The sequence below is a fragment of the Pseudomonas sp. PDM09 genome (assembly GCF_014852305.1).
Taxonomy (GTDB): Bacteria; Pseudomonadota; Gammaproteobacteria; order Pseudomonadales; family Pseudomonadaceae; genus Aquipseudomonas.
The window spans coordinates 69,373-93,487 of sequence record NZ_JACVBI010000003.1; the positions used below are offsets into that span (position 1 = coordinate 69,373).

At 58.6% G+C, this 24,115-nt stretch carries 20 protein-coding genes; 10 read left to right on the plus strand and 10 right to left on the minus strand.

Annotated features, from left to right (window positions below):
* The first annotated feature begins 113 nt into the window (after window positions 1-113).
* Entirely contained in the window at window positions 114-1,541 is a 1,428-nt protein-coding gene (sbcB, locus tag IB250_RS09030; RefSeq protein WP_192343853.1) for an exodeoxyribonuclease I, read from the plus strand.
* Window positions 1,542-1,639: 98 nt separating this feature from the next.
* Here the strand turns inward: sbcB and mvaT are convergent, their stop codons facing one another.
* A complete protein-coding gene (mvaT, locus tag IB250_RS09035; RefSeq protein ID WP_007933316.1) occupies window positions 1,640-2,017 on the minus strand; it encodes a histone-like nucleoid-structuring protein MvaT in 378 nt (125 codons plus the stop codon).
* A gap of 327 nt (window positions 2,018-2,344) precedes the next feature.
* On the opposite strand from mvaT, the gene purU reads away from it, so the two are divergent.
* Both purU and IB250_RS09045 read left to right on the plus strand, forming a co-directional pair.
* Window positions 2,345-3,193, plus strand: coding sequence for a formyltetrahydrofolate deformylase (gene purU / locus IB250_RS09040; RefSeq protein ID WP_008072448.1), 849 nt, complete (start codon window positions 2,345-2,347; stop codon window positions 3,191-3,193).
* 82 nt (window positions 3,194-3,275) lie between these two features.
* Window positions 3,276-3,452, plus strand: a complete 177-nt coding sequence (locus tag IB250_RS09045) for a hypothetical protein (protein WP_192343854.1) — start codon at window positions 3,276-3,278, stop codon at window positions 3,450-3,452.
* A 74-nt stretch (window positions 3,453-3,526) separates the two neighbouring features.
* On the opposite strand, the gene IB250_RS09050 is transcribed toward IB250_RS09045, so the two are convergent.
* The 4 genes from IB250_RS09050 to IB250_RS09065 all read right to left on the minus strand — a co-directional run bounded on the left by IB250_RS09050 (window position 3,527) and on the right by IB250_RS09065 (window position 8,495).
* On the minus strand, window positions 3,527-4,522 hold the full coding sequence (locus IB250_RS09050) for a lysylphosphatidylglycerol synthase transmembrane domain-containing protein (protein WP_123501371.1): 996 nt from the start codon (window positions 4,520-4,522) through the stop codon (window positions 3,527-3,529).
* Window positions 4,519-5,295, minus strand: a complete 777-nt coding sequence (locus IB250_RS09055; protein WP_192343855.1) for a DUF2334 domain-containing protein — start codon at window positions 5,293-5,295, stop codon at window positions 4,519-4,521. Before IB250_RS09055 ends, IB250_RS09050 begins: the two co-directional genes overlap by 4 nt.
* Window positions 5,288-6,409 carry a glycosyltransferase family 4 protein gene (locus IB250_RS09060; protein ID WP_192343856.1) on the minus strand — a complete coding sequence of 374 codons (1,122 nt, stop codon included), beginning with the start codon at window positions 6,407-6,409 and terminating at the stop codon, window positions 5,288-5,290. The genes IB250_RS09055 and IB250_RS09060 overlap by 8 nt, the downstream gene beginning before the upstream one ends.
* Before the next feature lie 196 nt (window positions 6,410-6,605).
* A complete protein-coding gene (locus IB250_RS09065; protein WP_192343857.1) occupies window positions 6,606-8,495 on the minus strand; it encodes a methyl-accepting chemotaxis protein in 1,890 nt (629 codons plus the stop codon).
* 184 nt (window positions 8,496-8,679) lie between these two features.
* Between IB250_RS09065 and IB250_RS09070 the strand changes: the two genes are divergently transcribed.
* Window positions 8,680-10,167: a helicase HerA-like domain-containing protein gene (locus IB250_RS09070; protein WP_192343858.1), complete on the plus strand. Its 1,488-nt coding sequence runs from the start codon at window positions 8,680-8,682 to the stop codon at window positions 10,165-10,167.
* A 93-nt stretch (window positions 10,168-10,260) separates the two neighbouring features.
* On the opposite strand, the gene IB250_RS09075 is transcribed toward IB250_RS09070, so the two are convergent.
* Entirely contained in the window at window positions 10,261-10,716 is a 456-nt protein-coding gene (locus IB250_RS09075; protein WP_123357942.1) for a DUF721 domain-containing protein, read from the minus strand.
* Window positions 10,717-11,023: 307 nt separating this feature from the next.
* Between IB250_RS09075 and secA the strand changes: the two genes are divergently transcribed.
* The 4 genes from secA (at window position 11,024) to IB250_RS09095 (ending at window position 16,836) form a co-directional block, all read left to right on the plus strand.
* Window positions 11,024-13,759, plus strand: coding sequence for a preprotein translocase subunit SecA (gene secA / locus IB250_RS09080; protein WP_192343859.1), 2,736 nt, complete (start codon window positions 11,024-11,026; stop codon window positions 13,757-13,759).
* Between the two features lie 120 nt (window positions 13,760-13,879).
* Window positions 13,880-15,097, plus strand: a complete 1,218-nt coding sequence (argJ, locus tag IB250_RS09085) for a bifunctional glutamate N-acetyltransferase/amino-acid acetyltransferase ArgJ (RefSeq protein WP_192343860.1) — start codon at window positions 13,880-13,882, stop codon at window positions 15,095-15,097.
* A gap of 165 nt (window positions 15,098-15,262) precedes the next feature.
* Window positions 15,263-15,895 carry a glutathione S-transferase family protein gene (locus IB250_RS09090; RefSeq protein ID WP_192343861.1) on the plus strand — a complete coding sequence of 211 codons (633 nt, stop codon included), beginning with the start codon at window positions 15,263-15,265 and terminating at the stop codon, window positions 15,893-15,895.
* Complete coding sequence (locus IB250_RS09095) at window positions 15,892-16,836, plus strand: Nudix family hydrolase (protein ID WP_192343862.1); 945 nt, start codon at window positions 15,892-15,894, stop codon at window positions 16,834-16,836. Before IB250_RS09090 ends, IB250_RS09095 begins: the two co-directional genes overlap by 4 nt.
* 121 nt (window positions 16,837-16,957) lie before the next feature.
* Here the strand turns inward: IB250_RS09095 and IB250_RS09100 are convergent, their stop codons facing one another.
* The 3 genes from IB250_RS09100 to IB250_RS09110 are packed head-to-tail and all read right to left on the minus strand — an operon-like array spanning window position 16,958 to window position 20,541.
* Window positions 16,958-17,539, minus strand: coding sequence for a cob(I)yrinic acid a,c-diamide adenosyltransferase (locus IB250_RS09100; protein WP_192343863.1), 582 nt, complete (start codon window positions 17,537-17,539; stop codon window positions 16,958-16,960).
* Window positions 17,540-17,541: 2 nt separating this feature from the next.
* Window positions 17,542-19,578, minus strand: coding sequence for an ATP-binding protein (locus IB250_RS09105; protein WP_192343864.1), 2,037 nt, complete (start codon window positions 19,576-19,578; stop codon window positions 17,542-17,544).
* A gap of 45 nt (window positions 19,579-19,623) precedes the next feature.
* The gene (locus IB250_RS09110) at window positions 19,624-20,541 is read right to left on the minus strand and encodes a putative 2-dehydropantoate 2-reductase (protein ID WP_192343865.1); all 918 of its coding nucleotides are present in this window, start codon (window positions 20,539-20,541) and stop codon (window positions 19,624-19,626) included.
* 140 nt (window positions 20,542-20,681) lie between these two features.
* Between IB250_RS09110 and IB250_RS09115 the strand changes: the two genes are divergently transcribed.
* Window positions 20,682-21,167, plus strand: coding sequence for a YajQ family cyclic di-GMP-binding protein (locus IB250_RS09115; RefSeq protein WP_007906601.1), 486 nt, complete (start codon window positions 20,682-20,684; stop codon window positions 21,165-21,167).
* A 137-nt stretch (window positions 21,168-21,304) separates the two neighbouring features.
* Window positions 21,305-22,147, plus strand: a complete 843-nt coding sequence (locus IB250_RS09120) for a mechanosensitive ion channel family protein (protein ID WP_192343866.1) — start codon at window positions 21,305-21,307, stop codon at window positions 22,145-22,147.
* Between the two features lie 144 nt (window positions 22,148-22,291).
* Here the strand turns inward: IB250_RS09120 and IB250_RS09125 are convergent, their stop codons facing one another.
* On the minus strand, window positions 22,292-23,644 hold the full coding sequence (locus IB250_RS09125) for an OprD family porin (protein ID WP_192343867.1): 1,353 nt from the start codon (window positions 23,642-23,644) through the stop codon (window positions 22,292-22,294).
* Window positions 23,645-24,115 lie beyond the last annotated feature (471 nt).

Below are 24,115 nucleotides of genomic sequence, written 5' to 3' on the forward strand. Positions count from 1 at the left end.
GACATAACTATGTATTGCACGGTGCGTGGCCAGAGATGTTTGAATAACAGATTGCTGGTCGGGGCGCCGTGTGTGCGCCTAGACTTTGCCGGTCTTCAGTTCAGGAACAGCCCGTGACCTCGATCTTCTGGTACGACTATGAAACCACTGGCATCAACCCCCGTTGCGACCGTCCGCTGCAAGTGGCGGGGATTCGCACCGACTTCGATCTCAATGAAATAGACGAACCGGTCAACCTTTATTGCCAGCCCAGTGACGACATCCTGCCGCATCCGGCGGCGTGTGCGATCACCGGTATTACGCCCACGCGTCTGGCCGAACAAGGTTTGAGCGAAGCCGATTTCATGACTCGGGTTCATGCCCAGCTCGCGGCGCCCGGCACCTGTGGGGCCGGATACAACACGCTGCGTTTTGACGACGAGATGACCCGTTACAGCCTGTATCGAAATTTTTTCGATCCTTATGCACGGGAGTGGCAGGGCGGCAACAGCCGCTGGGACTTGATCGATGTGGTGCGCGCGGCTTATGCCTTGCGTCCCGATGGCCTCGTCTGGCCCAGGGACGACGAGGGGCGGGTCACGCTCAAACTCGAACGTCTGACTGCCGCCAATGGTATCGATCATGGGCATGCGCACGAGGCGCTGTCGGATGTGCGCGCCACTATCGCTTTGGCGCGCCTGATTCGGGAAAAACAGCCGAAGTTATATGACTGGCTGTTTCAACTGCGCAGTAAACAAAAGGTCATGGATCAAATTCGGCTGTTGCAGCCGATGGTGCATATTTCCGGGCGCTTTTCGGCGGCCCGCAACTATGTGGGTGTGGTACTGCCATTGGCCTGGCATCCACGTAATCGCAACGCGCTGATTGTCTGTGACCTGCACCTGGACCCTCAGGGGCTGCTTGATCTGGATGCCGAAACCTTGCGTCAGCGGCTTTATACCCGCCGTGATGACTTGGCCGAAGGCGAACTGCCGGTGCCGCTCAAGCTCATACACATAAACAAGTGCCCGGTAGTGGCGCCGTTATCGGTACTCCGTCCTGTAGATCAGCAGCGTCTGGGGCTGGATATGGCGCTTTATCAGGAGCGGGCGCTGCGGCTAAGTGACGCACAACAAGTTTGGCGAGATAAAGTGGCAGACATTTACGCCAGCGACGATTTCTCTCCGAGCCAAGACCCCGAGCAACAGTTATACGACGGTTTTATCGGTGATCGGGACCGGCGTCTATGTGAGCAAGTCAGAGCTGCCGACCCTGCGCAATTAGCACAAGAGCAGTGGCCTTTCGATGATGAACGTTTGCCTGAATTATTGTTTCGTTATCGCGCACGCAACTTTCCCGATACGTTGAGCCTGGAAGAGCAAGAACGCTGGCGAATATTCTGTCAGAAACGTTTGTGTGCACCTGAGTGGGGCGCGCCAAATACGCTGGATAGTTTTCTGGAGGCGGCTCAATTGACGACTAGTGCTACATCGTTTCAGCGAGAGGTTCTGGATGAATGGAAAAATCATGTCCAGGTATTACGCAAACGTTTGAATCTTTGAAAACGAAAATAATCGGCGCTTGAATTTCAGGCATAAAAAAACGCCAGCATTTGCTGGCGTTCTTTTGGTCGCGGATCAGTCTGCGACACGCTTGCGGCTTAGCCCAGCAGGGTAGCCCAACCTTCAACCACATCACCGCCCCACTTGGCTTTCCACTCTTTCAGAGTCTTGTGGTTGCCACCTTTGGTTTCGATGACTTCGCCATTGTGCGGGTTTTTGTATTGTTTAACTTTGCGAGCACGCTTGGTGCCAGTAGTTTTTACTGCGCCGCCACGTGGAGCCTTGGTTTTGGACTCTGGATCCAACAGCGCGATGATGTCGCGCAGGGATTTGGAGTATTCGCCCATCAGGGTGCGCAGTTTGCCTTCGAATTCCAGCTCGGTTTGCAGTTTGTCGTCTTGGGACAGATTCTTCAAACGGGCTTGCAGCTCTTTGATAGCTTCTTCGGTGGCGCGATATTCGTTGATCAAGGACATGAGGACTACCTTATGTTGGGGCGCTGGGATGGCAGGTGACAGTGCGACAATAATAGTCAGGGTGTTTCATCAAGTAAACATTTAACCGGAGTTTTATTTAAATTAGTTGCGGAACAGGACACACATTGGAGTGACAGTTAAATAGAGTCACAAATATTCTCAGTTGACCTCTTGAAGATTGCCCGCAAGAACACCATCGCGTGGGGCCGCGTGTGCTTGCAGCACCTGTACCGGACCTGCGGGCAAGGCCATACGTCATCAATACTGCAGTTTTGCTGCGCAATCGCTAGAATGGCGGCCTTTGCGAAGTTCTGGAGTTTCCCCCTCATGCGCACTTTTCGGCTGGTGATTGCTTGCCCGGACCGCGTCGGCATCGTTGCTAAAGTCAGTAACTTTCTGGCGTCACATAATGGCTGGATCACTGAAGCGAGCCATCACTCGGATAATCTCAGTGGCTGGTTCTTCATGCGTCACGAAATTCGTGCCGATTCGCTACCTTTCGGTATCGAAGCCTTTCGTGAAGCGTTTGCACCGATTGCCGAAGAGTTCTCGATGGATTGGCGCATCACCGACACCGAGCAGAAGAAACGCGTGGTGTTGATGGCCAGCCGTGAATCTCACTGTCTGGCCGACTTGCTGCACCGCTGGCACAGTGACGAACTGGACTGTGAAATCACCTGCGTGATTTCCAACCATGATGATTTGCGCAGCATGGTCGAGTGGCACGGTATTCCTTACTACCATGTTCCGGTCAACCCACAGAACAAGGAGCCGGCCTTCGCCGAAGTCTCGCGCCTGGTCAAACAGCACGAAGCGGAAGTGGTGGTACTTGCCCGTTACATGCAGATTCTGCCGCCCGAGTTGTGCAGCGAATATGCTCATAAAGTCATCAATATTCACCACAGCTTCTTGCCGTCGTTCGTCGGTGCCAAGCCGTATCACCAGGCTTCGATGCGCGGTGTGAAGTTGATCGGCGCCACTTGCCACTATGTCACCGAAGAGCTGGACGCCGGTCCGATCATCGAGCAAGACGTCGTACGCGTGAGTCACAGCGACAGTATTGAAGACATGGTGCGCTTCGGTCGTGACGTCGAGAAAATGGTGCTGGCCCGTGGTCTGCGTTATCACCTGGAAGACCGGGTGCTGGTGCATGGCAACAAAACCGTGGTGTTCTGATAGCCATACGGTTGAAATTCGAAGGGCCTGGGCGTTCAATCGCTTCAGGCCCTTCGCCGTTTTTTGCACTGAGAACATGACCATGGCCGATCCATTGGACAAAGCCACTTCCAAAGCACCCGCCACATTGGGTGAGGGCTGTTTGAGTCGCTATGACCCGGATGATCTGAGCGCCGATGACGGCACGGAGTTTCCCGGTGCCGCCGAGTTGTGGGAGCAGTTGCAGGACGATTGCGACGATGCAGTCGGGGGCGCCTGAAAAAGATCGCAGCCTTCGGCAGCTCACAAAAGCGCGGTGTATACCCTGTAGGAGCTGCCGAAGGCTGCGATCTTTTAAGCCCGTTTGAACTTCATCAGCTTCCTGAGCAATGGCCGCCCGAGCATCAGTAAAAACACCGGACCACCGACCACCAGGTAGAAGTAATAAGTCACTGTCCGCCAGATCAGAATCGCCGCCGCCGCGGTGGACTTCCCGACCATAGGCGCCAGCAGCGCCGCCGATGTCAATTCCGCCGCCCCGGCCCCGCCCGGCAACAGGCTGAACTGCCCTGCACTCAGCGACAGCATCTGGATCAGAAAACACCAGGCCCACTGCAAGTCCGTGCCCAGCCCACGCAACGCCAGATACAACACGCTATAACGCAAAAGCCAATGCAGGCAGGTCAGTGCAAATACCGTGATCAATGTCTGAAAGGGCAACTTCAGTGTGTCAGTGAACGCCGCCAGGAAGTGCAGGAGCTTTCGTGCCCAGCGCATCCGGGTGGTGCCTTTGACATTGAGATGAGCGAGCAACCGACCACTCAGACGAATCAGCGAGCGGTGGTAGCGAGCCGCCAATACGCAGCTGAACAGTCCGCCGAACATCGAGATGGCGCTGACGGTCAGCAGCCATTCCATGCGCTGACTGAGGTGCTGGAACAGTGCATAAATCAGAATCCCGCTCAGTGCGCAGAGAAAAAACAGCAGATCGCTCAACTGATCCATGGCGAACACGGCGCTGCCCCTGGCCGGTCGTACGCCGTGGCGTGCCAGCAGGGCCATGATGGTCAGCGGTCCGCCACTGCCACCGGGGGTGGCGCAGTAAGCGAATTCGGCGGACATCACCACCCCAAGGCTTTTGACGTGACTGATCTTGCCGCGCTGATCTCCCAGCAATAGGCGCAAGCGCAGGGTGTTGAGCATCCAGCACAGCAGGATCATGCCGAACATGACCAGCAACCATTTCAGCGGAAAGCTTTGCAGCCGCGACCATGTCTCGCCGCCGCCCAGTAACGACGGGATGAGCACCGCAGCGAGCAGGGCGACGACCAGCAGAATCCCGCGGCTCATGCGGCGTGACCGACGACGTCGCGTTGTTGTGCCAGCCAGTTGGCCTTGGTCATCGGCACACGTCCCTCGTCGAGCAAGCGCTTGAGGGTTTGCAGCCAGTAGTGACGCGAAAACTCATGGCGCATGTCCACGGGGTGCAGGCCGAGACGAATCACCGGCGCCTGGCGCCAACGTTGCTCGCGCTGATCGCTGACGATTTTCGACAGACCGCGGCGCCAGGCGCTGCGTGCGCTCCAGACCAGACCGGGGGCATCGATTGCGGTGAAATCCGGCAAACGATACAGATGCTGCGAGTCGCTGGTGTAGCGCAGCGGTACCTGGCGCAAGGCCTGGCGGGTGCCTTCGCTCATCAGCCAGGCCGGGGCGACGAAACCTTCCAGTGGCCAGTTATAACGGTGAAACACCTCGATTCCGGCACGCAGGCGGGAGAGGGCGGCTTCCAGAGGCAGGTCGTAGAACTCGCCTTCATGGGTGTAGATTCGGCGCATGAACCAGTCTCGGGGCGTGATGGGGATTGGCCCTTCATCGCAATGGAAATAACCGTGCAGTGCCAGTTCGTCGCCGCGAGCGACGCGGCGGGTCAGCAAACGTCGAAACGCCGGATACGCGGCCAGGTCGTTATGTTTGTGGAAATTTGGCACCACCAGCCAGGTGATCGGCACCTTACCCAATGCGTCGACGGCTTCGACAAAGGCTTGGTAATCGGGCCAGGTTTGCGGCGCAACGTCGTGCAATACCAGTATCAGGCTGGGCGCGTTCATGGGCTCAACCATTGGCGATCAGTGGCCATTGAGTGCCGAGTACCGCGTGATAGTGCCCCAGCAGGCTGTCGACCACGATATCCCAAGAGTAATGCTGCTCGACATGGCTACGGGCTTGTTTGCCCAGCGCGGCGCTGCCCTGACTGAACAGTTCGCGCACCGCGTTGGCCATCGCTGCTGGATTGTTCGGCGCGCAAAGCAGGCCGCATTGATCGGTGACAATTTCCTGAAAAGCCCCAGCCGCCACGGCCACCACCGGAATGCCACTGGCCATGGCTTCAAGGACCACCAGGCCAAAAGTTTCCTGATCACCGGCATGCACCAGCGCATCGGCACTGGCCATCAAGCGCGCGACTTGCGCCGCCGGGTAGAACTCATCGAGGACGGTGACATTGCGCGGTACCAGGGTCGGCATTGATGAGCCCACCAGTAATAGATGGTAACGACGACCCAGGCGTTTCATGCATTTGAGCAGCACCGGCAGGTTTTTTTCCTTGGACCCACGGCCGGCGAAGATCAGCAGGTGTGTATTTTCATCGATGCCCAATTCGGCCCGCAAATCTGGATCCCGTGCATTGGGGGTGAACGTTTGCAGGTCGACGCCCAGCGGTTGTACGAAAACGTTTTTTACGCCCAACCCGATCAGTTTATCGGCCATGATTTGACTCGGTGCCAGAACCCGGTCGAAGTTGCTATAAAGCTTGCTGACATAAGCTTCGACATTGGGTGTAACCCAATTGCCCATGCGATTGCTGACCAGCAGTGGCAGGTCCGAGTGATAAAAACCGATCACCGGCACATCGAGCTGCCGCTTGGCGTCCAAAGCGGCCCAGGCAGTCAGGTAAGGGTCGCCGGCTTCTATCAGGTCAGGCTGCAAATCCTGCAGGACATTGCGCCACGGCGCGAGACGGAGGGGGAAGCGATAACCCTTGCCAAAGGGCAGGGCAGGGGCCGGAACCGTGTAAATACCATCCTGTTCACTCAAATGAGCCCCAGGAATCAGCAGACTGTGACGAATGCCTGGCTTGCTGCCCAGGCGACGGTGTTTGGCATCCAGATAAGTGCGCACGCCACCGCTGGCAGGGGCGTAGAACATGGTTATGTCAGCGATATGCACGATGAACATCCCTCCGGTCCGTTTGTTCTCCCTTGGGTTGACCTATATGAAGGATAGATGTTCGTTTGGGGTTTTGCGGCGGAGGGTGTCAGCGAGGTTTTGCGGGGATTAGCAGACCGTCTTCGCGGGCAAGCCTCGCTCCTACAGGGCCAGTGATGATCCCGTAGGAGCGAGGCTTGCCCGCGAAGGGGCCCTCAAGAGCGACTTAAATCCGGAAACTACCCACCAACTGCTTCAATCGCGAAGCCTGCTGTTCAAGGTCCGAGCATGCCCGCAACGTCGATTGCAGGTTTTCCACGCCCTCCTGGTTCAGCGTATTGATCTCGGTGATGTCCACGTTGATCGATTCAACCACCGCCGTCTGTTCCTCGGTCGCCGTGGCCACGGACTGGTTCATGCCGTCGATTTCGCCGATGCGCAGCGTCACGCTGTTCAAGCGTTCGCCGGCCAGGTTGGCGATTTCCACGCTGTCCTGGCTGTGGCGCTGGCTGTCGCTCATGGTGCTGACCGATTCCCGGGCGCCGACTTGCAGCTCCTCGATCATGGTTTGCACCTGTTGCGCCGACTCTTGTGTGCGGTGCGCCAGGTTGCGCACTTCGTCGGCCACCACGGCAAAACCGCGCCCGGCTTCACCGGCCCGTGCCGCTTCAATGGCGGCGTTCAGCGCCAGCAGGTTGGTTTGCTGGGAGATGCTGGTGATCACTTCGAGAATTTGCCCGATGTTCACGGTTTTGCTGTTCAGCGATTCGATGTTGGTGCTCGAGGCACTTAGCATGGTCGACAGCTGATTCATCGCGGCAATGCTGCGATCCACCACCTGCTGGCCATCTTCGGCCAGGCTGCGCGCGTCGCTGGCCTGACTTGACGCTTGTGCGGCGTTGCGGGCGATTTCCTGGGCCGCGGCGCCGAGTTGGTTGATTGCCGCGGCAACGCTGCTGGTGCGCGAGGCTTGCTGGTCGGAATTGAACATCGACGAGTTCGAGGCGGCCACCACACGCAGGGCTACTTCGTTGACTTGGCCGGTGGCCGAGGACACTTCGCGGATCGAGGTATGAACCCGTTCCACGAAACGGTTGAACGCCGTGCCGAGGATGCCGAATTCGTCCTGATTCTGGATGGTCAGGCGCTTGGTCAGGTCGCCTTCACCGTCGGCGATGTCTTCCATGGCGCGGGTCATGACGTGCAGCGGCTGGATCAGCAGGCGGATCAGCATGCCGAGCAAGGCGATGATGATCGCCACGGCAATTATGGTCGCGATGACTGCCGAGGTCCGGAACTCGCTGAGCATCGAGAAGGCTTTGTCTTTATCCACCGACAGGCCGATGTACCAATTGACCGAGGACAGGCCTTTGATCGGAGTGAACGTGACGATGCGGGTCTTGCCGTCGACGTCGATTTCACTGAGTTCGCTGCCGATGCGCGGGGTGTTTTTCGGGTACGCCTCGCTCAGGGACTTCATCGCCAGGGATTTGTCCGGGTGAACCAGGATCTTGCCATCGGCGCTGATCAGGAAGGCGTAACCCATGCCGTCGAAGTCCAGCGCGTTGAGGCTGTCGGCGATCACCTGCAAGCTCAGGTCGCCACCGACCACGCCGATGCTTTGACCGTCCTTGAGCACATTGTTGACGATGGAAATGACCAGCTGGCCGGACGCCAGATCGATATACGGTTCGGTCAGTGCCGAGCCGCCGGTGCTTTGGGCACTCTTGTACCAGGGCCGGACGCGAGGGTCATAGCCGTCGGGCATCTTGCTGTCAGGGCGGATGATGAAGGTGCCATCCTTGTTGCCTAGATAAGCGCCCATGAAGGTCGAGGTCACGGCCTTCTGTTCGAGCAGTTTGGAGACGTTGTCGGTGTCGGCGTTCAGTGCGACGTTTTGTGACATGTTCTCGATCAGCAGGCTGCGTCCGGCCAGCCAGGTCTGGATATTGTTGGCTGTTACGCTGCCCATTTCTTGCAGGTAGTTGTCCAGGTCGTTGCGTATCGCATTACGCTGCAGATAGTCGTTATACAGTGTGAACGAGGCGAAGGCAGCAATAACGATGAGGGCGGCGGCAAGCAGTATTTTATGGCTGAAGCGCAGATTTTTATTCATGGCTTGGGGGTCCGCTAAAGTCTTAATGTCCAGGGCGTGCTTTTATAAAGGCGCGCAAAATGGGCAGTGTTGAAAGTAAGCTGATATTTCCACCTCTCCTTAGGGAATTACCGACGCTATTTTCAGTCTGGTCTCTCGCTTGTTATCGGCCATGAAGGATCAAAGATTAACCATGGGTGACAAAATGCCTGATTCATCGCAACTCCTTATCGGCGCCGACCTCGCGGGCCAGTCCATCGCCCAGGCCATGCGCCTGGCCAACCGTCACGGGTTGATAGCGGGGGCTACCGGGACCGGTAAAACCGTCACTTTGCAGCGCCTGGCCGAAGCCTTCAGCGACGCCGGCGTGGCGGTGTTCGCGGCGGACATCAAAGGCGACCTGTGCGGCCTGGGCGCTGCCGGCAACCCTCAAGGCAAAGTCGCCGAGCGGATCGCCGGCATGCCTTGGCTGAACCATAAGCCTCAGGCCTATCCAGTGACCCTGTGGGACATTAACGGTCAGTCCGGTCATCCACTGCGCACAACCTTGAGCGAAATGGGCCCGTTGCTGCTCGGCAGCCTGCTGGAACTGACCGACAGCCAGCAGTCGGCACTCTATGCCGCGTTCAAAGTGGCCGACCGTGAAGGGTTGCTGCTGCTGGACTTGAAGGACTTGAAGGCGCTGCTCAATCACCTGCGCGACAGCCCCGAACTGCTGGGGGATGACGCGGCGCTGATGACCACCGGTTCCAGCCAGGCGCTGTTGCGCCGTTTGGCAACGCTGGAACAGCAAGGCGCTGAAGCGTTGTTCGGCGAACCGGCGCTGCAACTGGAAGACATGTTGCAACCGGCCGTGGATGGTCGCGGGCGCATTCACTTGCTCGATGCCAGCCGTCTGGTGCATGAAGCACCGAAGGTCTATGCGACGTTCCTGCTGTGGTTGCTGGCCGAACTGTTCGAGCAACTGCCGGAGCGCGGCGATGCCGAGAAACCGCTGCTGGCGCTGTTTTTCGACGAAGCGCACTTGTTGTTCGCCGGTACGCCCAAGGCGTTGCAGGAGCGTCTGGAACAAGTGGTGCGACTGATTCGCTCGAAAGGCGTGGGCGTGTATTTCGTCACCCAATCGCCGGGCGACTTGCCCGATGATGTACTGGCTCAACTGGGCCTGCGCATTCAGCATGGTTTGCGTGCGTTTACTGCCAAAGAGCAGAAATCCCTGCGCGCGGTGGCCGACGGTTTCCGGCCGAACCCGGCATTTGACGCCTTGTCGGTCTTGACCGAGTTGGGGATCGGCGAGGCGCTGGTCGGCACCTTGCAGGACAAGGGCACACCCGGGATGGTCCAGCGTGTATTGGTTGCACCGCCACAATCGCGGATCGGGCCGTTGACCGAGACCGAACGCACCGTGCTGATTGCCGGTTCGCCGTTCAAGGGGCGTTACGACAAACCGGTCGATCGCGAATCGGCTTATGAAGTGCTGATGGGGCGCAAAGGCCTGGCGCCGGAGCCCGAAGCCGTGCCGGGTAAACCTGCACCTGAAGAGCCGAGTTTCACCGAGCAGGCCGGGGAATTCCTCGGCACAGCGGCAGGCCAGGCATTGAAATCAGCGATGCGACAGGCGGCGAATCAATTGGGCCGACAATTGGTACGCGGGTTGATGGGCTCATTGCTCGGTGGCAGCAAACGCCGCTGAAAATCAAAAGATCGCAGCCTTCGGCAGTTCCTACGTTGGGATGGCGTACACCTTGTAGGAGCTGCCGAAGGCTGCGATCTTTTGATCCTGCTTTTAAACCTTGGGTTTGGCGTGAGCCGCCAGCCGTTCGAGGGCCGCCCGCAGGTTCGGGTCGGTAATCCCGTCAGCCGTCGCCTGAATGGTTGCCGCCGCATCGGTCGACAAATTTATCGTATGCCCCGCAGCTCCTTGCTGAACGGTAGGCGGTTGAACCTTGAACAGAATCCGCGTCAGGCTGGCGAACTCGTCGAACAGCTGTAACTGCCGTTGCAGACGCTTTTGTTGATAACGCAGGCGGGTGGCCCAATGGCCGTCGGTGACAATCAGCAATAAACTGCCTTCGCGCCACGACGCCACATGGCAATGCTCGCGGGCAGCTGGCTGCAACTGACTTTCCACCAGACGTTGTAAATGACCCAGGCGTTGAGCGTGGCCAAAAATGGCTTTCAGCGGTTTGGCTTCGCGAAGCAGAACGGCGGGTGCTCTGGCCGTGAGAGGGCGAAATGCCATGATCAGACACCTGAAGTAACAGAGCGGCCATGGTAACAGAAAGCACCCGCTGCCCCCGACCCATTGCTTTGCGAGCGCTTTACCCATTAAATCAACAAGTAACTTGTACCCTTGATGGGTTGAAGTTCAGCAAAATGCCCTTATTTTAAGTGAGCCCCGTCATAGCGCAGTGCATGCATCGTGGAATAACGCCACTTTCCTCACCATCGTTTCCGGGTAGAATACTCGTTCGCATGCGGCCATGAGGGCTGCACGGGCGACTCACGGGGCCGCCCTCCATCCCTTTAGTGTGGAAGATCCTGCCGATATGTTTGCGCCTTTGTTAAAGAAACTTTTTGGAAGCAAGAACGAGCGTGAAGTCAAGCGCATGCTCAAGACGGTGCAGCTCGTCAATGCCTTCGAAGAGCAAATGGTGGCCCTTTCGGACGATCAATTGCGTGCCAAGACAGACGAGTTCAAGGCCCGCCTCGCCAAAGGGGAAACCCTCGACAAGCTGCTGCCAGAAGCCTTTGCGGTCGCCCGCGAAGCCGGTAAGCGCGTCATGGGTATGCGCCACTTCGATGTCCAGCTGATCGGCGGCATGACCTTGCACGAAGGCATGATCGCGGAAATGCGTACCGGTGAAGGCAAGACCCTGGTGGCGACACTGGGCGTTTACCTCAACGCACTGTCCGGCAAGGGCGTGCACGTTGTGACGGTGAACGACTACCTGGCCCGCCGTGACGCCAACTGGATGCGTCCGCTCTACGAATTCCTCGGCATGACGGTCGGCGTGGTGACCCCATTCCAGCCGCCGGAAGAGAAGCGTGCCGCCTACGCCGCCGACATCACCTACGGCACCAACAACGAATTCGGTTTCGATTACCTGCGCGACAACATGGCGTTCAGCATGGAAGAAAAATTCCAGCGCGAACTCAATTTTGCCGTGATCGACGAAGTCGACTCCATCCTCATCGACGAAGCCCGTACCCCGCTGATCATCTCCGGTCAGGCCGAGGACAGCTCCAAGCTGTACATCGAGATCAACAAACTGATCCCGCAGCTGGAATTGCACGTCGAAGAAGTCGAAGGCGAAGTCACCAAGGCTGGCCACTACACCGTGGACGAGAAGACCCGTCAGGTCGAACTCAACGAAGCCGGTCACCAGTTCATCGAAGACATGCTCACCCGCGTCGGCCTGCTGGCTGAAGGCGAGAGCCTGTATTCGGCGCATAACCTCGGTCTGCTGACCCACGTTTATGCTGGCCTGCGTGCGCACAAACTGTTCAACCGCAACGTCGAATACATCGTGCAGGACGGTCAGGTCGTACTGGTCGACGAACACACCGGCCGTACCATGCCGGGTCGCCGTTTGTCCGAAGGCCTGCACCAGGCCATCGAGGCCAAGGAACACCTGAACATCCAGGCCGAGAGCCAGACCCTGGCGTCGACCACGTTCCAGAACTACTTCCGTCTGTACAACAAGCTGTCCGGCATGACCGGTACCGCAGACACCGAAGCGTTCGAATTCCACCAGATCTATGGCCTGCAGGTCATGGTGATTCCGCCAAACAAACCGTTGGCGCGTAAAGACTACAACGACCTGGTGTTCCTGACCGCCGAAGAGAAATACGCGGCGATCATCAACGACATCAAGGAGTGCATGACTCAGGGCCGTCCGGTGTTGGTGGGTACTGCCACCATCGAAACGTCCGAGCACATGTCCAGCCTGCTCGTGAAGGAAGGCATCGAACACAAGGTTCTGAACGCCAAGTTCCACGAAAAAGAAGCCGAAATCATTGCTCAGGCCGGTCGTCCGGGCGCACTGACCATCGCCACCAACATGGCCGGTCGTGGTACCGACATCCTGTTGGGCGGTAACTGGGAAGTGGAAGTCGCTTCGCTGGAAGACCCGACCCCTGAGCAGATTGCCCAGATCAAGGCCGACTGGCAGAAACGTCACCAGCAAGTGCTGGAGTCGGGCGGTTTGCAGGTGATCGCTTCCGAGCGTCACGAATCGCGCCGTATCGACAACCAGTTGCGCGGTCGTGCCGGTCGTCAGGGCGACGCCGGTTCCAGCCGTTTCTACCTGTCGCTGGAAGACAGCCTGATGCGCATCTTCGCCTCTGACCGGGTGAAGAACTTCATGAAGGCGCTGGGCATGCAGTCCGGTGAAGCGATCGAGCACCGCATGGTGACCAACGCCATCGAGAAGGCTCAGCGCAAGGTTGAAGGCCGCAACTTCGACATCCGTAAGCAACTGCTCGAGTTCGACGACGTCAACAACGAACAACGTAAAGTGATCTATCACATGCGTAACAGTTTGTTGGCCGCCGACAACATCGGCGAAACCATCGCCGATTTCCGTCAGGACGTGCTCAACGCAACCGTCAGCGCGCACATTCCACCGCAATCGCTGCCAGAGCAGTGGGACGTGGCCGGTCTGGAAGCGGCGTTGCAGAGCGACTTCGGTGTGGCATTGCCAATCCAGCAGTGGCTCGACGAAGACGATCATCTCTACGAAGAGACCCTGCGCGAAAAGCTGATGAACGAGCTGATCGCCGCGTACAACGAGAAAGAAGACCAGGCCGGTGCCGAAGCACTGCGCACCTTCGAGAAGCAAATCGTTCTGCGCGTACTGGACGACCTGTGGAAAGACCACCTGTCGACCATGGATCACCTGCGTCACGGCATCCACTTGCGTGGTTATGCGCAGAAGAACCCGAAGCAGGAATACAAGCGCGAGTCCTTCACCTTGTTCTCCGAGTTGCTGGATTCGATCAAGCGCGACTCGATCCGAGTGCTGTCGCACGTTCAGGTCCGCCGCGAAGATCCGATCGAAGAAGAAGCTCGCCTGCGTCAGGAGGCCGAAGCACTGGCTGCGCGCATGCAGTTCCAGCACGACGAAGCACCTGGCCTGGAGCAACCGGAAGTGTTGGGTGAAGAGGTCGATGTAGCCCTCGCCACCGCGCCGGTGCGCAACGAGCAGAAGCTGGGCCGTAACGAGCTGTGCTACTGCGGTTCGGGCAAGAAGTTCAAGCATTGCCACGGGCAGATCCAGTAAACCCGTTTCATACGCTGAAATACCCGCGCCGCGACCGGCTTATGCCGTCGCGGCGTTTTGCCATTTAAACCACCGACGCCCCGACGGCGGTGCAGACATCATTTATTAAGGAGCGCATTCATGGCTGTTGGTCTTGGTCCTTTGCCAACGTTGCACCCGGTTGCCGGTTTTGAACTCGGTATCGCCTCGGCCGGCATCAAGCGCCCGGGGCGCAAGGATGTCGTGGTCATGCGCTGTGCCGAAGGTTCCACAGTGGCGGGCGTGTTCACCCTGAACGCCTTTTGCGCCGCTCCCGTGATCCTGGCCAAACAACGCGTGCAAGGCCCGGTACGTTACCTGCTGACCAACACCGGCAATGCCAACGCCGGCACCGGCGAACCTGGCCTGGCAGCCGCCGAGCGCACGTGCGCCAAACTGGCTGAGCTGACCGGTGTCGATGCAAGCCTGGTGCTGCCGTACTCCACCGGTGTGATCGGCGAGCCGCTGCCGGTCGAAAAAATCGAAGGCGCGCTGCAAGCCGCCCTCGACGACCTGTCGGTGAATAACTGGGAAGCCGCCGCTACCGGCATCATGACCACCGACACCCTGCCAAAGGGTGCCAGCCGCCAGTTCCAGCATGACGGCGTGACCATCACCGTCACCGGCATCAGCAAGGGCGCGGGCATGATCCGCCCGAACATGGCGACCATGCTCGGCTACATCGCCACCGACGCCAAAGTCTCCCGCGATGTGCTGCAAAACCTGCTGCTGGACGGCGCCAACAAGTCGTTCAACCGCATCACCATCGACGGCGACACCTCGACCAACGACTGCTGCATGCTGATCGCCACCGGTCAGGCAGCACTGCCGGAAATCACCGAAGCGAGCGGTCCGCTGTTCGCTTTGCTGAAGCAAGCGGTGTTCGAAGTCTGCATGGACGTGGCCCAGGCCATCGTGCGCGACGGCGAAGGCGCGACCAAGTTCGTCACAGTGGAAGTCAACGGCGGCGGCAATCACCAGGAGTGCCTGGACGTCGGTTACACCGTGGCCCATTCGCCGCTGATCAAGACCGCGTTGTTCGCCTCCGACCCGAACTGGGGCCGCATTCTGGCCGCCGTGGGCCGTGCCGGCGTACCGAACCTGGACGTGAGCAAGATCGACGTGTTCCTCGGTGACATGTGCATCGCCAGCCGTGGCGCTCGCTCTGCCACCTACACCGAAGCCCAGGGCGCGGCGGTGATGCAGCAGGAAGAAATCACCATCCGCATCGAACTGGGGCGCGGTGATTGCAGCGAAACCATCTGGACCACTGACCTGTCCCACGAATACGTGAAGATCAACGCCGAGTACCGTACGTAAATCAGGTCCGGACCGAGTCGCGCCCTTCGCGAGCAAGCCCGCTCCCACATTCGATTGCATTTCTTGCGGAAGAACTCGATCAACTGTGGGAGCGGGCTTGCTCGCGAAGGCGGCCGACCAGACACCAAAGATTCTGGTCCATCCCCCTATCAAAAGGTCCCGAACATGAGCCTCCACCTGATCATCGGCGACAAACTGCATTCCTCCTGGTCCCTGCGCGCCGCACTGGCCCTTGACCTGACCGGCGCGTCCTACACCGAAGAACTGATCAAGCTGAACCAGCCGGATACTCGCGAGCGTGTGCTCAAGCATTCGCCGACCGGGAAAGTCCCGCTGCTGAAAACAGCACACGGCACCATCGCCGATTCCCTGGCCATTGCCGAATACCTGGCCGAACAATTCCCCGATGCCGGGCTCTGGCCCCAAGACACTGCCGCCCGTGCCCAGGCGCGTTCGGCGTGTGCGCAGATGCACAGCGGTTTTTTCGCCATGCGCGGCAACATGCCGTTCGACCTGAGCCACGATGCGCCACTGTCGCCGACCCCGCCTGAAGTTCAGGCTGAAATCGAGCGCATGCAGGCGTTGTGGGCTGAATGTCGCGCCGTCGCGACTGAAACCGGCCCGTTCCTGTTTGGCGGCGCGACCCTGGCCGATGCGTTTTTCGCACCGATCGCCGTACGCCTGCGCACCTATCAGGTAAAACTGCCCGAGGCCGACGCGGCCTATGTCGAAACCATCTACCAATGGCCAGCCTTCAAGGCTTGGCGGAAGGCGGGTCTGGAGGAAATAGAGCGGTGAAACGAGTCCATGTAGCAGCCGCGGTTATCCGCGATAGCAGCGGCAAGATCCTCATTGCCCGCCGTGCCGACACCCAGCATCAGGGCGGTTTGTGGGAGTTCCCCGGTGGCAAGGTCGAGGATGACGAATCCGTCGAGATGGCCCTGGCTCGTGAGCTTCACGAAGAGTTGGGCATTGTGGTCAACACCGCGCGGCCGATGATCAAAGTCCGCCACGACTACCCGGACAAGCAGGTGTTGCTGGATGTCTGGGAAGTCTCGGCGTTTACCGGCGAACCCCATGGCGCCGAAGGCCAGCCTTTGGCCTGGGTGACCGCACGGGAACTGGTGGATTACGAATTTCCGGCCGCCAACCAGCCGATCGTCGCCGCTGCACGCTTGCCCGGCGACTACCTGATTACCCCGGAGGGCCTGGAAACCCCAACCTTGCTGCGCGGTATCCAGAAAGCCATCGCTGGCGGCATCAAGCTGATTCAGTTGCGTGCACCCAACGGCTATGACCCCAAGTACCGCGATCTGGCGGTGGACGCGGCGGGGTTGTGTGCCGGCAAGGCACAGTTGATGATCAAGGGGCCGTTTGAATGGCTGGGGGACTTCCCGTCCGCCGGTTGGCACATCACATCGCAGCAGTTGCGCAAATACGCGGCGGCCGGGCGTCCGCTACCGGCGTCACGCTGGTTGGCAGCGTCTTGCCACAACGCTGAAGAACTGGCGTTGGCCGAGCAAATGGGCGTGGACTTCGTGACCTTGTCGCCGGTGCAGCCGACGCAGACTCATCCGGATGCTCTGCCATTGGGTTGGGAGCAGGCTTCGACTTTGATCGAGGGCTTCAGCAAGCCGGTGTTTTTGCTGGGAGGGGTTGGCCCGGCAGAGCGGCAGAAAGCCTGGGAGGCGGGCGCGCAGGGTGTGGCGGGGATTCGGGCGTTTTGGCCTGAGGCGTAGCACCCGATCATTCCCACGCTCTGCGTGGGAATGCCTCAACGGACGCTCCGCGTTCGGCTCTTGATGGGACGCAGAGCGTCCCGGGCTGCATTCCCACGCAGAGCGTGGGAACGATCAGTTACTAAACCCCGGGTTTGGCCGCAGGCTGCCACAAAATCTCGGCAATCCCCTGACGCTTGGCAATCAACCGTGCCGCCACAAACAATAAATCCGATAACCGATTGATGTACGCCAGGCCAACCCCGGCCAATGGCTCGATCGCATTCAACTGCTGACAGCGCCGCTCCGCACTGCGCGCCAGGCAGCGGCATACGTGGGCCTGGGCGATCAGCGCGGAACCGCCGGGCAGAATGAAATTCTCCAGCGGCCCCAACTCTTCATTCCACACATCGATCGCCGCTTCCAGGCGCTCGATTTCCGCCGTGTTCAGTGCCTGATAAACCGGCATCGCCAGTTCGCCACCCAGGTCGAACAACCGATGCTGGCAGGGCGCCAACACCTCGATCACTTCGTTCAACCCCGGATACGTATCACTTTGCGCCGCCAACCCGGCCAACAGCACACCCACCTGGCTGTTCAGCGTATCGACTTCGCCAATGGCCTCGATGCGCGGATGGTCCTTGGGCACCCGGCGGCCATCGCCGAGCCCGGTTTCGCCTTTGTCGCCAGTGCGGGTGTAAATCTTCGACAAGCGAAAGCCCATGGTTACCTCGACAGCTGATTGAGTTCTTGAGAGACCACCGGAGTGCCTGACAACGGCAGGCGCAAGGTGAAACAGGTACCTTGGCCCGGCGTCGATTGCACTTCCATCTGGCCCTTGTGGTTGTTGGTGATGATGAAGTACGAGACCGAGAGCCCAAGGCCGGTGCCCTGACCGATTTCCTTGGTGGTGAAGAACGGCTCGAACGTACGTTTGCGCACGTTCTCGCTCATGCCGATGCCGTTGTCTTCGACCTGAATTTCCGCCCATGGCGGGTTCAGTTTTGTACGCAGAATGATCCGCCCCGGTTCGCGGTCGTCCGGGCGCTGGTGAATGGCTTGCGCGGCGTTTTTCAGCAGGTTGAGCAGCACCTGTTCCAGTTCGTTGGCAGTGCCGGGCACCGGGCCCAGTGCCGGATCGAACTGCCGAATGATCGCCTGCCCCTTGAAGTCGAAACCGATCGCCAGGTCGAAGTCGTTGCCGGCGATCTCCACCGCTTGATCGATCAGCGCCGGCAAATCGCAAGGCGCCATCTGCCGGGTGCTGCGGCGGCTGAAGCTGAGCATGTGCGTCACGATTTTCGCTGCCCGGGCGCCGGCCTGTTGAATGCCATCGAGTAATTGCGGCACTTCGCGAGCTTTCAAGTACTGGTTGACCGTTTCCAGCTCAATGCCCAGTTGCTCGGCCTGTTCGAGGTTTTTCGGCAGATCGGGTGACAGACGCCGACGAATGTTCTGCACGTTGTGCAGGATTGCACCCAGTGGATTATTGATTTCGTGGGCCATGCCGGCGGCGAGGCCGCCGACCGAGAGCATTTTTTCCGACTGCACCATCATTTCTTCCAGGGACAGACGCTGGGTGATGTCGTCGATCCGGATCACCACACCGCGCCCGGCACCGCCCATCAACGGATAGAACGTCAGGGCGTAATGCTTGGGTTCATCGTCCTTGAGCCAGGTAACCCGTTCAATCTTCGCCACCGTGTGCTGCTCGACGGTTTGCCTGAGTTGCGGCAGGAACGGTTTGAGCGGTTCGAAGGCGAGGAAGATCGGTTGGTTCAAGGCTTCGTCCAGGCGCGTGCCGGACAGGGCGCTGGCTTCCTGATTCCACTGGGTTACGTAGAGCTGCTCGTCGAGGGCGATCAAGGCCGACGGCATGGAGTCGATGATGCTGTTGAGGTAGTTCTGGAAACCGGTGAGTTTCTTTTCGATCTTGCTGCGCACCTGAACTTCCAGTTCCAGCTTGCGATTGGTGTGGCGGGTTTCTTCGGCCAGCCCCTGAGCCTGGTCGTAAGCGGCCTGGGAATCGTCGCGGGCGCGCTTGAGTTGCTGCTCCCGGGCCTCGATGCGCGAGAGCATGGTGTTGAACGCTTCGGCGAGGCTGCCGATTTCGTCGTGGTTGCCGCGAGAGGCGCGCAGGGCGTAGTTCTCTTCCCGGGTCACTTGCCGGGACAACTCTTCGAGCTGATGGATCGGCCGGGTAATCAGGCGTTTGATCTGCCGGGCAATCACCAGCCATAACAGCACGCTGAAGATCAGAATCCCCAAACTGGCGGTCAGGGTCCCGGTGTAGAACGCCATCGGCAATTCGCTGCTGGCTACCAGCAGCAAGTGCCCCGGCGCGGTACCGGGGCGGGGCAGGGTGATCACTTGATTGCTGCGAAACTCGGTGGCTTGCCAGGCTTCCAGATGCCGGAAATGCTCCGGTAGATGGAGCTCGTCGCCCTGCTGCAGCTGCGCCAGAAGCACACCTTTGCCGTCATAGAGCGCTGCTGCACGCAACGGTGTATAGCTGTTGAGCTCGTTGAGCAGACGCTGGGCGGTTTGCGGTGACTTCAAGGCGTCGGAGATCAGGCTTGGGTTGGACACCAGTCGGCCGATGGTCTGCAAGGCCTGGGGAGCCATGCTTTCCTGGGAGATGTAATAGGCGGCGCTGATAAAGGTCAGGTTGGCGACCAGCAAAACGGTGGTCAACAGCACCAGCAGAGCGGCCAGCAATTTCTGGCCGACTGGAAGGTTTTCAAGGCGCTGGCGCAATGGCATCAGGTTCATCGCTGAAAAGGAACAAGTGGCCAGCGTAGCCGCTGCTCAGTCGCTGGGCAATCCAAGGCTGCGCAGATGAGCAATCAGGCGCTCCTGCAATTGACTGAGGTGGGGCAGGTTCAACTGATGCCGCGACGCGACCTTGCAGGCATGGCCCAACAGGTAGCTGATTTCGGTGCGGCGCTGATTCGCGACGTCCTGGTACATCGAGGAGAAATTGGCCGCTGTGGCCTTGATCACTCGTTCGACTTCCTCCCGGAGGTTCTCCGCCGCTGCCGGCTGGCCGCAGCGCTCCAGCAATTCGGTGAGCTCAGCGCACAGGGTGGCGACTTCGCATTGATGTTGCTGCAAACCACCGTTGCGGCATTCGTGCAGTACGGTCAGCGGGTTGATCGCACAATTGAGCGCCAGTTTTCGCCACAGCCTTGTGAGGATGTCGGTGCTCCACTCGTGGGGAATGCCGGCGGCGCTCAAGTCCTCCAGCCAGATCGGCGCTACCGGATGGCCCGCATCGCCCAACCAGGTGTAGCCGTGACCGGCGAACACCACACGCCAGTCGCCATCGCGAAACGCGCCTTCGGTACTGGAGGCGAAGATGCAGCGCGCCTGAGGCACCTGCGCGGCAACCGCGTCCTGACTGCCGAGGCCGTTCTGCAGCAGGATCAGTTCGGCGTCGGGTGTCAGGCGGTGGGCGAGGCGGGCCACGGCTTTCTCGGCGTCGTAGGCTTTGCAGGCCACCAGCAGGCGACTGATGGGCTTGTCGCTGTCGGGTGTCTCGCCGGGCACCGGATACAGCTGAGCTTCGCCGTGTTCGACCAGCGTCAAACCGCCCACCGTCTGATAGGCCTGTAAGCGTGTCGCGTCCCGCACGATCAACCTGACCGGTACGTCAGCCCGCGCCAGACGTGTGGCCCAAAGGGTGCCGAGGCTGCCGGCGCCGAGAATGTGCCAAGGGGTAGACATCAACTTTCTGCTCGGTTTGACGCTGGCATGTGAGGCTCGCAGTATCGGTTGGAAAAGACCCGTTATAATGAGCCCGATTTTAACCGCAAGCCAAGCGCGCTCCATCCTTATCGAGCGTGCCTTTTTATTGGAGAGATTACATGCCGTCGTTCGACGTGGTATCCGAACTGGACAAACACGAAGTCACCAACGCGGTCGAGAACGCCGTCAAGGAACTCGATCGTCGTTATGACCTGAAAGGCAAAGGCACCTTCGAGTTCAAGGAAAAGGACCTGACCGTCAACCTGACCGCGGAAGCCGATTTCCAGCTCGAAGCGATGATCGAGATCCTCAAGCTGGCTCTGGTCAAGCGCAAGATCGACGTGCAGTGCCTTGAAGTCAAGGATGCCTACGCGTCGGGCAAGTTGATGAAGCAGGAAGCGGTCCTCAAGGAAGGCATCGACAAAGAGCTGGCGAAGAAAATCGTCGCTCACGTCAAAGACGCCAAGCTCAAGGTCCAGGCCGCCATTCAGGGCGAGCAAGTGCGCATTACCGGCAAGAAGCGTGACGATTTGCAGGAAGCGATTGCCGCCCTGCGCGCCAAGACGTTCGACATGCCACTGCAGTTCAACAACTTCCGCGACTGACTTTTCAAGCGGGAACCTCTTGGCGTTTTCGACGTCCGAGGCCCAAGCAACGGCAGAAACGATTGGGCCCTCACGGGTTTGGTCTTTCTGCCGCTCATTTTTTGCGTGCCGGGTAGCCGGAAATCAGGAGAAAAAAGATGGATTTGAATGCTGAAGTGGACAACCTGGTCAAGGCATCCCAAGCCTGGATTCCGATGATCATGGAATACGGCAGTCGCGTGCTGTTGGCGGTGATCACCCTGGCCGTCGGTTGGTGGCTGATCAACAAAGTCACGCAAAAGCTTGGCGGCCTGCTGGCGTTGCGTAACGCCGACCTGGCGCTGCAAGGTTTCATCAGCAGCCTGGCGAACATCATTCTCAAGGTTCTGCTGATCGTCAGCGTAGCGTCGATGATCGGCGTGGAAACCACCTCGTTCGTCGCAGCGATTGGTGCTGCTGGCCTGGCGATCGGTCTGGCGTTGCAGGGCAGCCTGGCGAACTTCGCCGGCGGCGTGCTGATTCTGTTGTTCCGCCCGTTCCGCATCGGCGACTGGATCGAAGCTCAAGGTGTTGCCGGTACGGTCGACAGCATCCAGATCTTTCACACCGTACTGCGCACCGGCGATAACAAAACCATCATCGTGCCTAACGGCAATCTGTCGAACGGCATCATCACCAACACCAACCGTCAACCGACCCGCAAGGTCGTGTTTGATGTCGGTGTGGCTTACGAGGCGGACTTGCAGAAGGCCCGTGAAGTGTTGCTGGATCTGGCCAAGGACCCGCGCGTATTGGCTGATCCGGCGCCGGAAGCGGTGATTTCCATGCTGGGTGATAGTTCGATCACTGTTTCCCTGCGAGTGTGGGTGAAGACCGCTGACTACTGGAATGTGATGTTCATGTTTAACGAACAATCGCGCGATCGCTTGAAGACTGCCGGTATTGATATTCCATTTCCGCAGCGGGTTATTCGAGTGATGCAGGAATCGGCAACGGTGTAATGATTGGTCTTCGAAACATGTTTGACCTTTCGGTCAGACTTGTTCTGCAAGAGCCAGATCCATTAAACACAATGCTGTAACCAATAAAAAAGGCCCATCCGAAGATGGGCCTTTTTTTGATTACCGCGAACTGGCTTTCGGCAATTACAGAACCGAAATCGGGTAGTCGACGATCAGGCGGAACTCGTTGATATCGCCTTCAGCTTGGTCGGTATTGGCGCGGTGCCATGCCTGACGAATGCGGAAGGACAGATCTTTCGCAGGGCCTGCCTGAACTACGTATTTGGCTTCGAGGTTGGTTTCGTGGTGCTTGCCATCTTCGCCGTAGCCGTACAGGCGGTATGGGCTATCGGCATCCATTTTGGTGCCGTCGATATCCCAACCTTTAGCGTAACGGGTCATGAAGCTCAAACCAGGTACGCCGTACTCAGCCATCTTCAGGTCATAACGAACTTGTACAGATTTTTCGTTTGGAGCGTTGAAGTCAGAGTACTGGATGGAGTTGGCGAGGAAGATCGAGTCGCCGCCACGGTTGTTATCGCCCACACCGACGTAGTCGAACGGGGTGTCGCCGTTAACTTTCTGGAAGGCGAGAGTAACGGTGTGAGCCTTCAGGAACGAATAAGCGCCTGCCAGCGAGTACGTGGTGTTGCTGATGTCGCCCGCTTTGGCGCTACCCGAATCGGTGGTGCGGTAGATGTTGCCGTCCAGGTTGAGCGACTGATCGCCACCCATTGGGATGGTGTAGTTCACATTGGCGTAGTACTGGTTCCAGATGTCTTTGAACTTGGAACCGTAGAGCGAAACGCTCAGGTTGTCGTTGATGCCGTATTTGCCACCGGCATAGTCCATGGTCCTGCCGGTTACAGGTTGACCGTCATCAGGAAAGCTCGCGTACTGGGAGTGCAACTCACCGTCGCTGTTCATCTCGTCCTGGCTGGAGGACGAGTAGAAGTGACCGGCTTCCAGGTCCAAGTTGGTGATTTCGCTGCTCTGCAGTTGGAAACCGGTAGCGGTTTGAGGCAGCAGGCGGGAGCCGCCGACGGCGAACACTGGAGAGGTGCTTGGCTGCATCTCACCGAACTTCAGTTCAGTCTTGGAGACACGAAGTTTGACGGCTCCACCGGCTTTACCGAAGTCGTCGTGGTTACGGCCTTGGGAATCGCGGCTCAGGTTGCCCGAACCGGAGTACTTGTCTTCGCCGTCCAGTTTGATACCCAGGTAACCGAACGCGTCAACACCTACGCCGACAGTACCTTGGGTGTAACCAGAGCTGAATACACCGTGGAAACCCTGGGTCCAGTCTTTGTCGTCGACTGCGCCGTCTTTCTTGTCACGGTTGAAGTAATAGTTGCGAAGCAGCAAGTCGAACTTGGCGTCTTCAACAAAACCTTTGGCTTCAGCCTGGTCACTTACGAAAGGTGCGGCCGTAGCCATTTGAGTACTGGCTGCTGCTGCAACTGCCAGTGCGATCATGCTCCACTTCATCACGCGCATCGTGATTTGCTCCTTTGGTTTTTAGAAGAGTACTGCCGTCCCGCCTGTTTTATTATCCGGGCGGCTCTTTCTTTTTGTGTCGGCGCAAACTTATATCACGCCGACCATGTTGGCGATACTTGCGCATCTAACCTTTCAGCTTCTTTACAACCCTGTCGCAAATGGCTGGGTAGATGTCGCAAATTCACAATCCCGACGCAATCGGACTGACAACTTCAACGTTGTTTTCCATGGCTTGAGCGTCGGTAAAAAAGAGTCCCTTGTCCTGCACTTGAATCTCCATCGGGCAACCCTGCCGCTGTTTTTATTGGCCTTAAGGCTTCCACTTCCAGCGGAGCGCTTATAGACGATACGGGTGTGAATGCAACAAGCGTGCACAAATCGGAATTCTGTTGCTGTTTTTTTCCAAAGGCCTGCCTGTTGCTGTAAAAACCTCATAAAACCGGGGGGTTCAAGCTCGTTTTACCTGAG

Coding starts and splice junctions, on each gene's coding strand:
- mvaT (WP_007933316.1), bottom strand. CDS start 2,017: ATGTCCTTGATCAACGAATATCGCGCCACCGAAGAAGCTATCAAAGAG.
- purU (WP_008072448.1), top strand. CDS start 2,345: ATGCGCACTTTTCGGCTGGTGATTGCTTGCCCGGACCGCGTCGGCATC.
- IB250_RS09045 (WP_192343854.1), top strand. CDS start 3,276: ATGGCCGATCCATTGGACAAAGCCACTTCCAAAGCACCCGCCACATTG.
- IB250_RS09050 (WP_123501371.1), bottom strand. CDS start 4,522: ATGAGCCGCGGGATTCTGCTGGTCGTCGCCCTGCTCGCTGCGGTGCTC.
- IB250_RS09055 (WP_192343855.1), bottom strand. CDS start 5,295: ATGGTTGAGCCCATGAACGCGCCCAGCCTGATACTGGTATTGCACGAC.
- IB250_RS09060 (WP_192343856.1), bottom strand. CDS start 6,409: ATGTTCATCGTGCATATCGCTGACATAACCATGTTCTACGCCCCTGCC.
- IB250_RS09065 (WP_192343857.1), bottom strand. CDS start 8,495: ATGAATAAAAATCTGCGCTTCAGCCATAAAATACTGCTTGCCGCCGCC.
- IB250_RS09070 (WP_192343858.1), top strand. CDS start 8,680: ATGCCTGATTCATCGCAACTCCTTATCGGCGCCGACCTCGCGGGCCAG.
- IB250_RS09075 (WP_123357942.1), bottom strand. CDS start 10,716: ATGGCATTTCGCCCTCTCACGGCCAGAGCACCCGCCGTTCTGCTTCGC.
- secA (WP_192343859.1), top strand. CDS start 11,024: ATGTTTGCGCCTTTGTTAAAGAAACTTTTTGGAAGCAAGAACGAGCGT.
- argJ (WP_192343860.1), top strand. CDS start 13,880: ATGGCTGTTGGTCTTGGTCCTTTGCCAACGTTGCACCCGGTTGCCGGT.
- IB250_RS09090 (WP_192343861.1), top strand. CDS start 15,263: ATGAGCCTCCACCTGATCATCGGCGACAAACTGCATTCCTCCTGGTCC.
- IB250_RS09100 (WP_192343863.1), bottom strand. CDS start 17,539: ATGGGCTTTCGCTTGTCGAAGATTTACACCCGCACTGGCGACAAAGGC.
- IB250_RS09105 (WP_192343864.1), bottom strand. CDS start 19,578: ATGCCATTGCGCCAGCGCCTTGAAAACCTTCCAGTCGGCCAGAAATTG.
- IB250_RS09110 (WP_192343865.1), bottom strand. CDS start 20,541: ATGTCTACCCCTTGGCACATTCTCGGCGCCGGCAGCCTCGGCACCCTT.
- IB250_RS09115 (WP_007906601.1), top strand. CDS start 20,682: ATGCCGTCGTTCGACGTGGTATCCGAACTGGACAAACACGAAGTCACC.
- IB250_RS09120 (WP_192343866.1), top strand. CDS start 21,305: ATGGATTTGAATGCTGAAGTGGACAACCTGGTCAAGGCATCCCAAGCC.
- IB250_RS09125 (WP_192343867.1), bottom strand. CDS start 23,644: ATGCGCGTGATGAAGTGGAGCATGATCGCACTGGCAGTTGCAGCAGCA.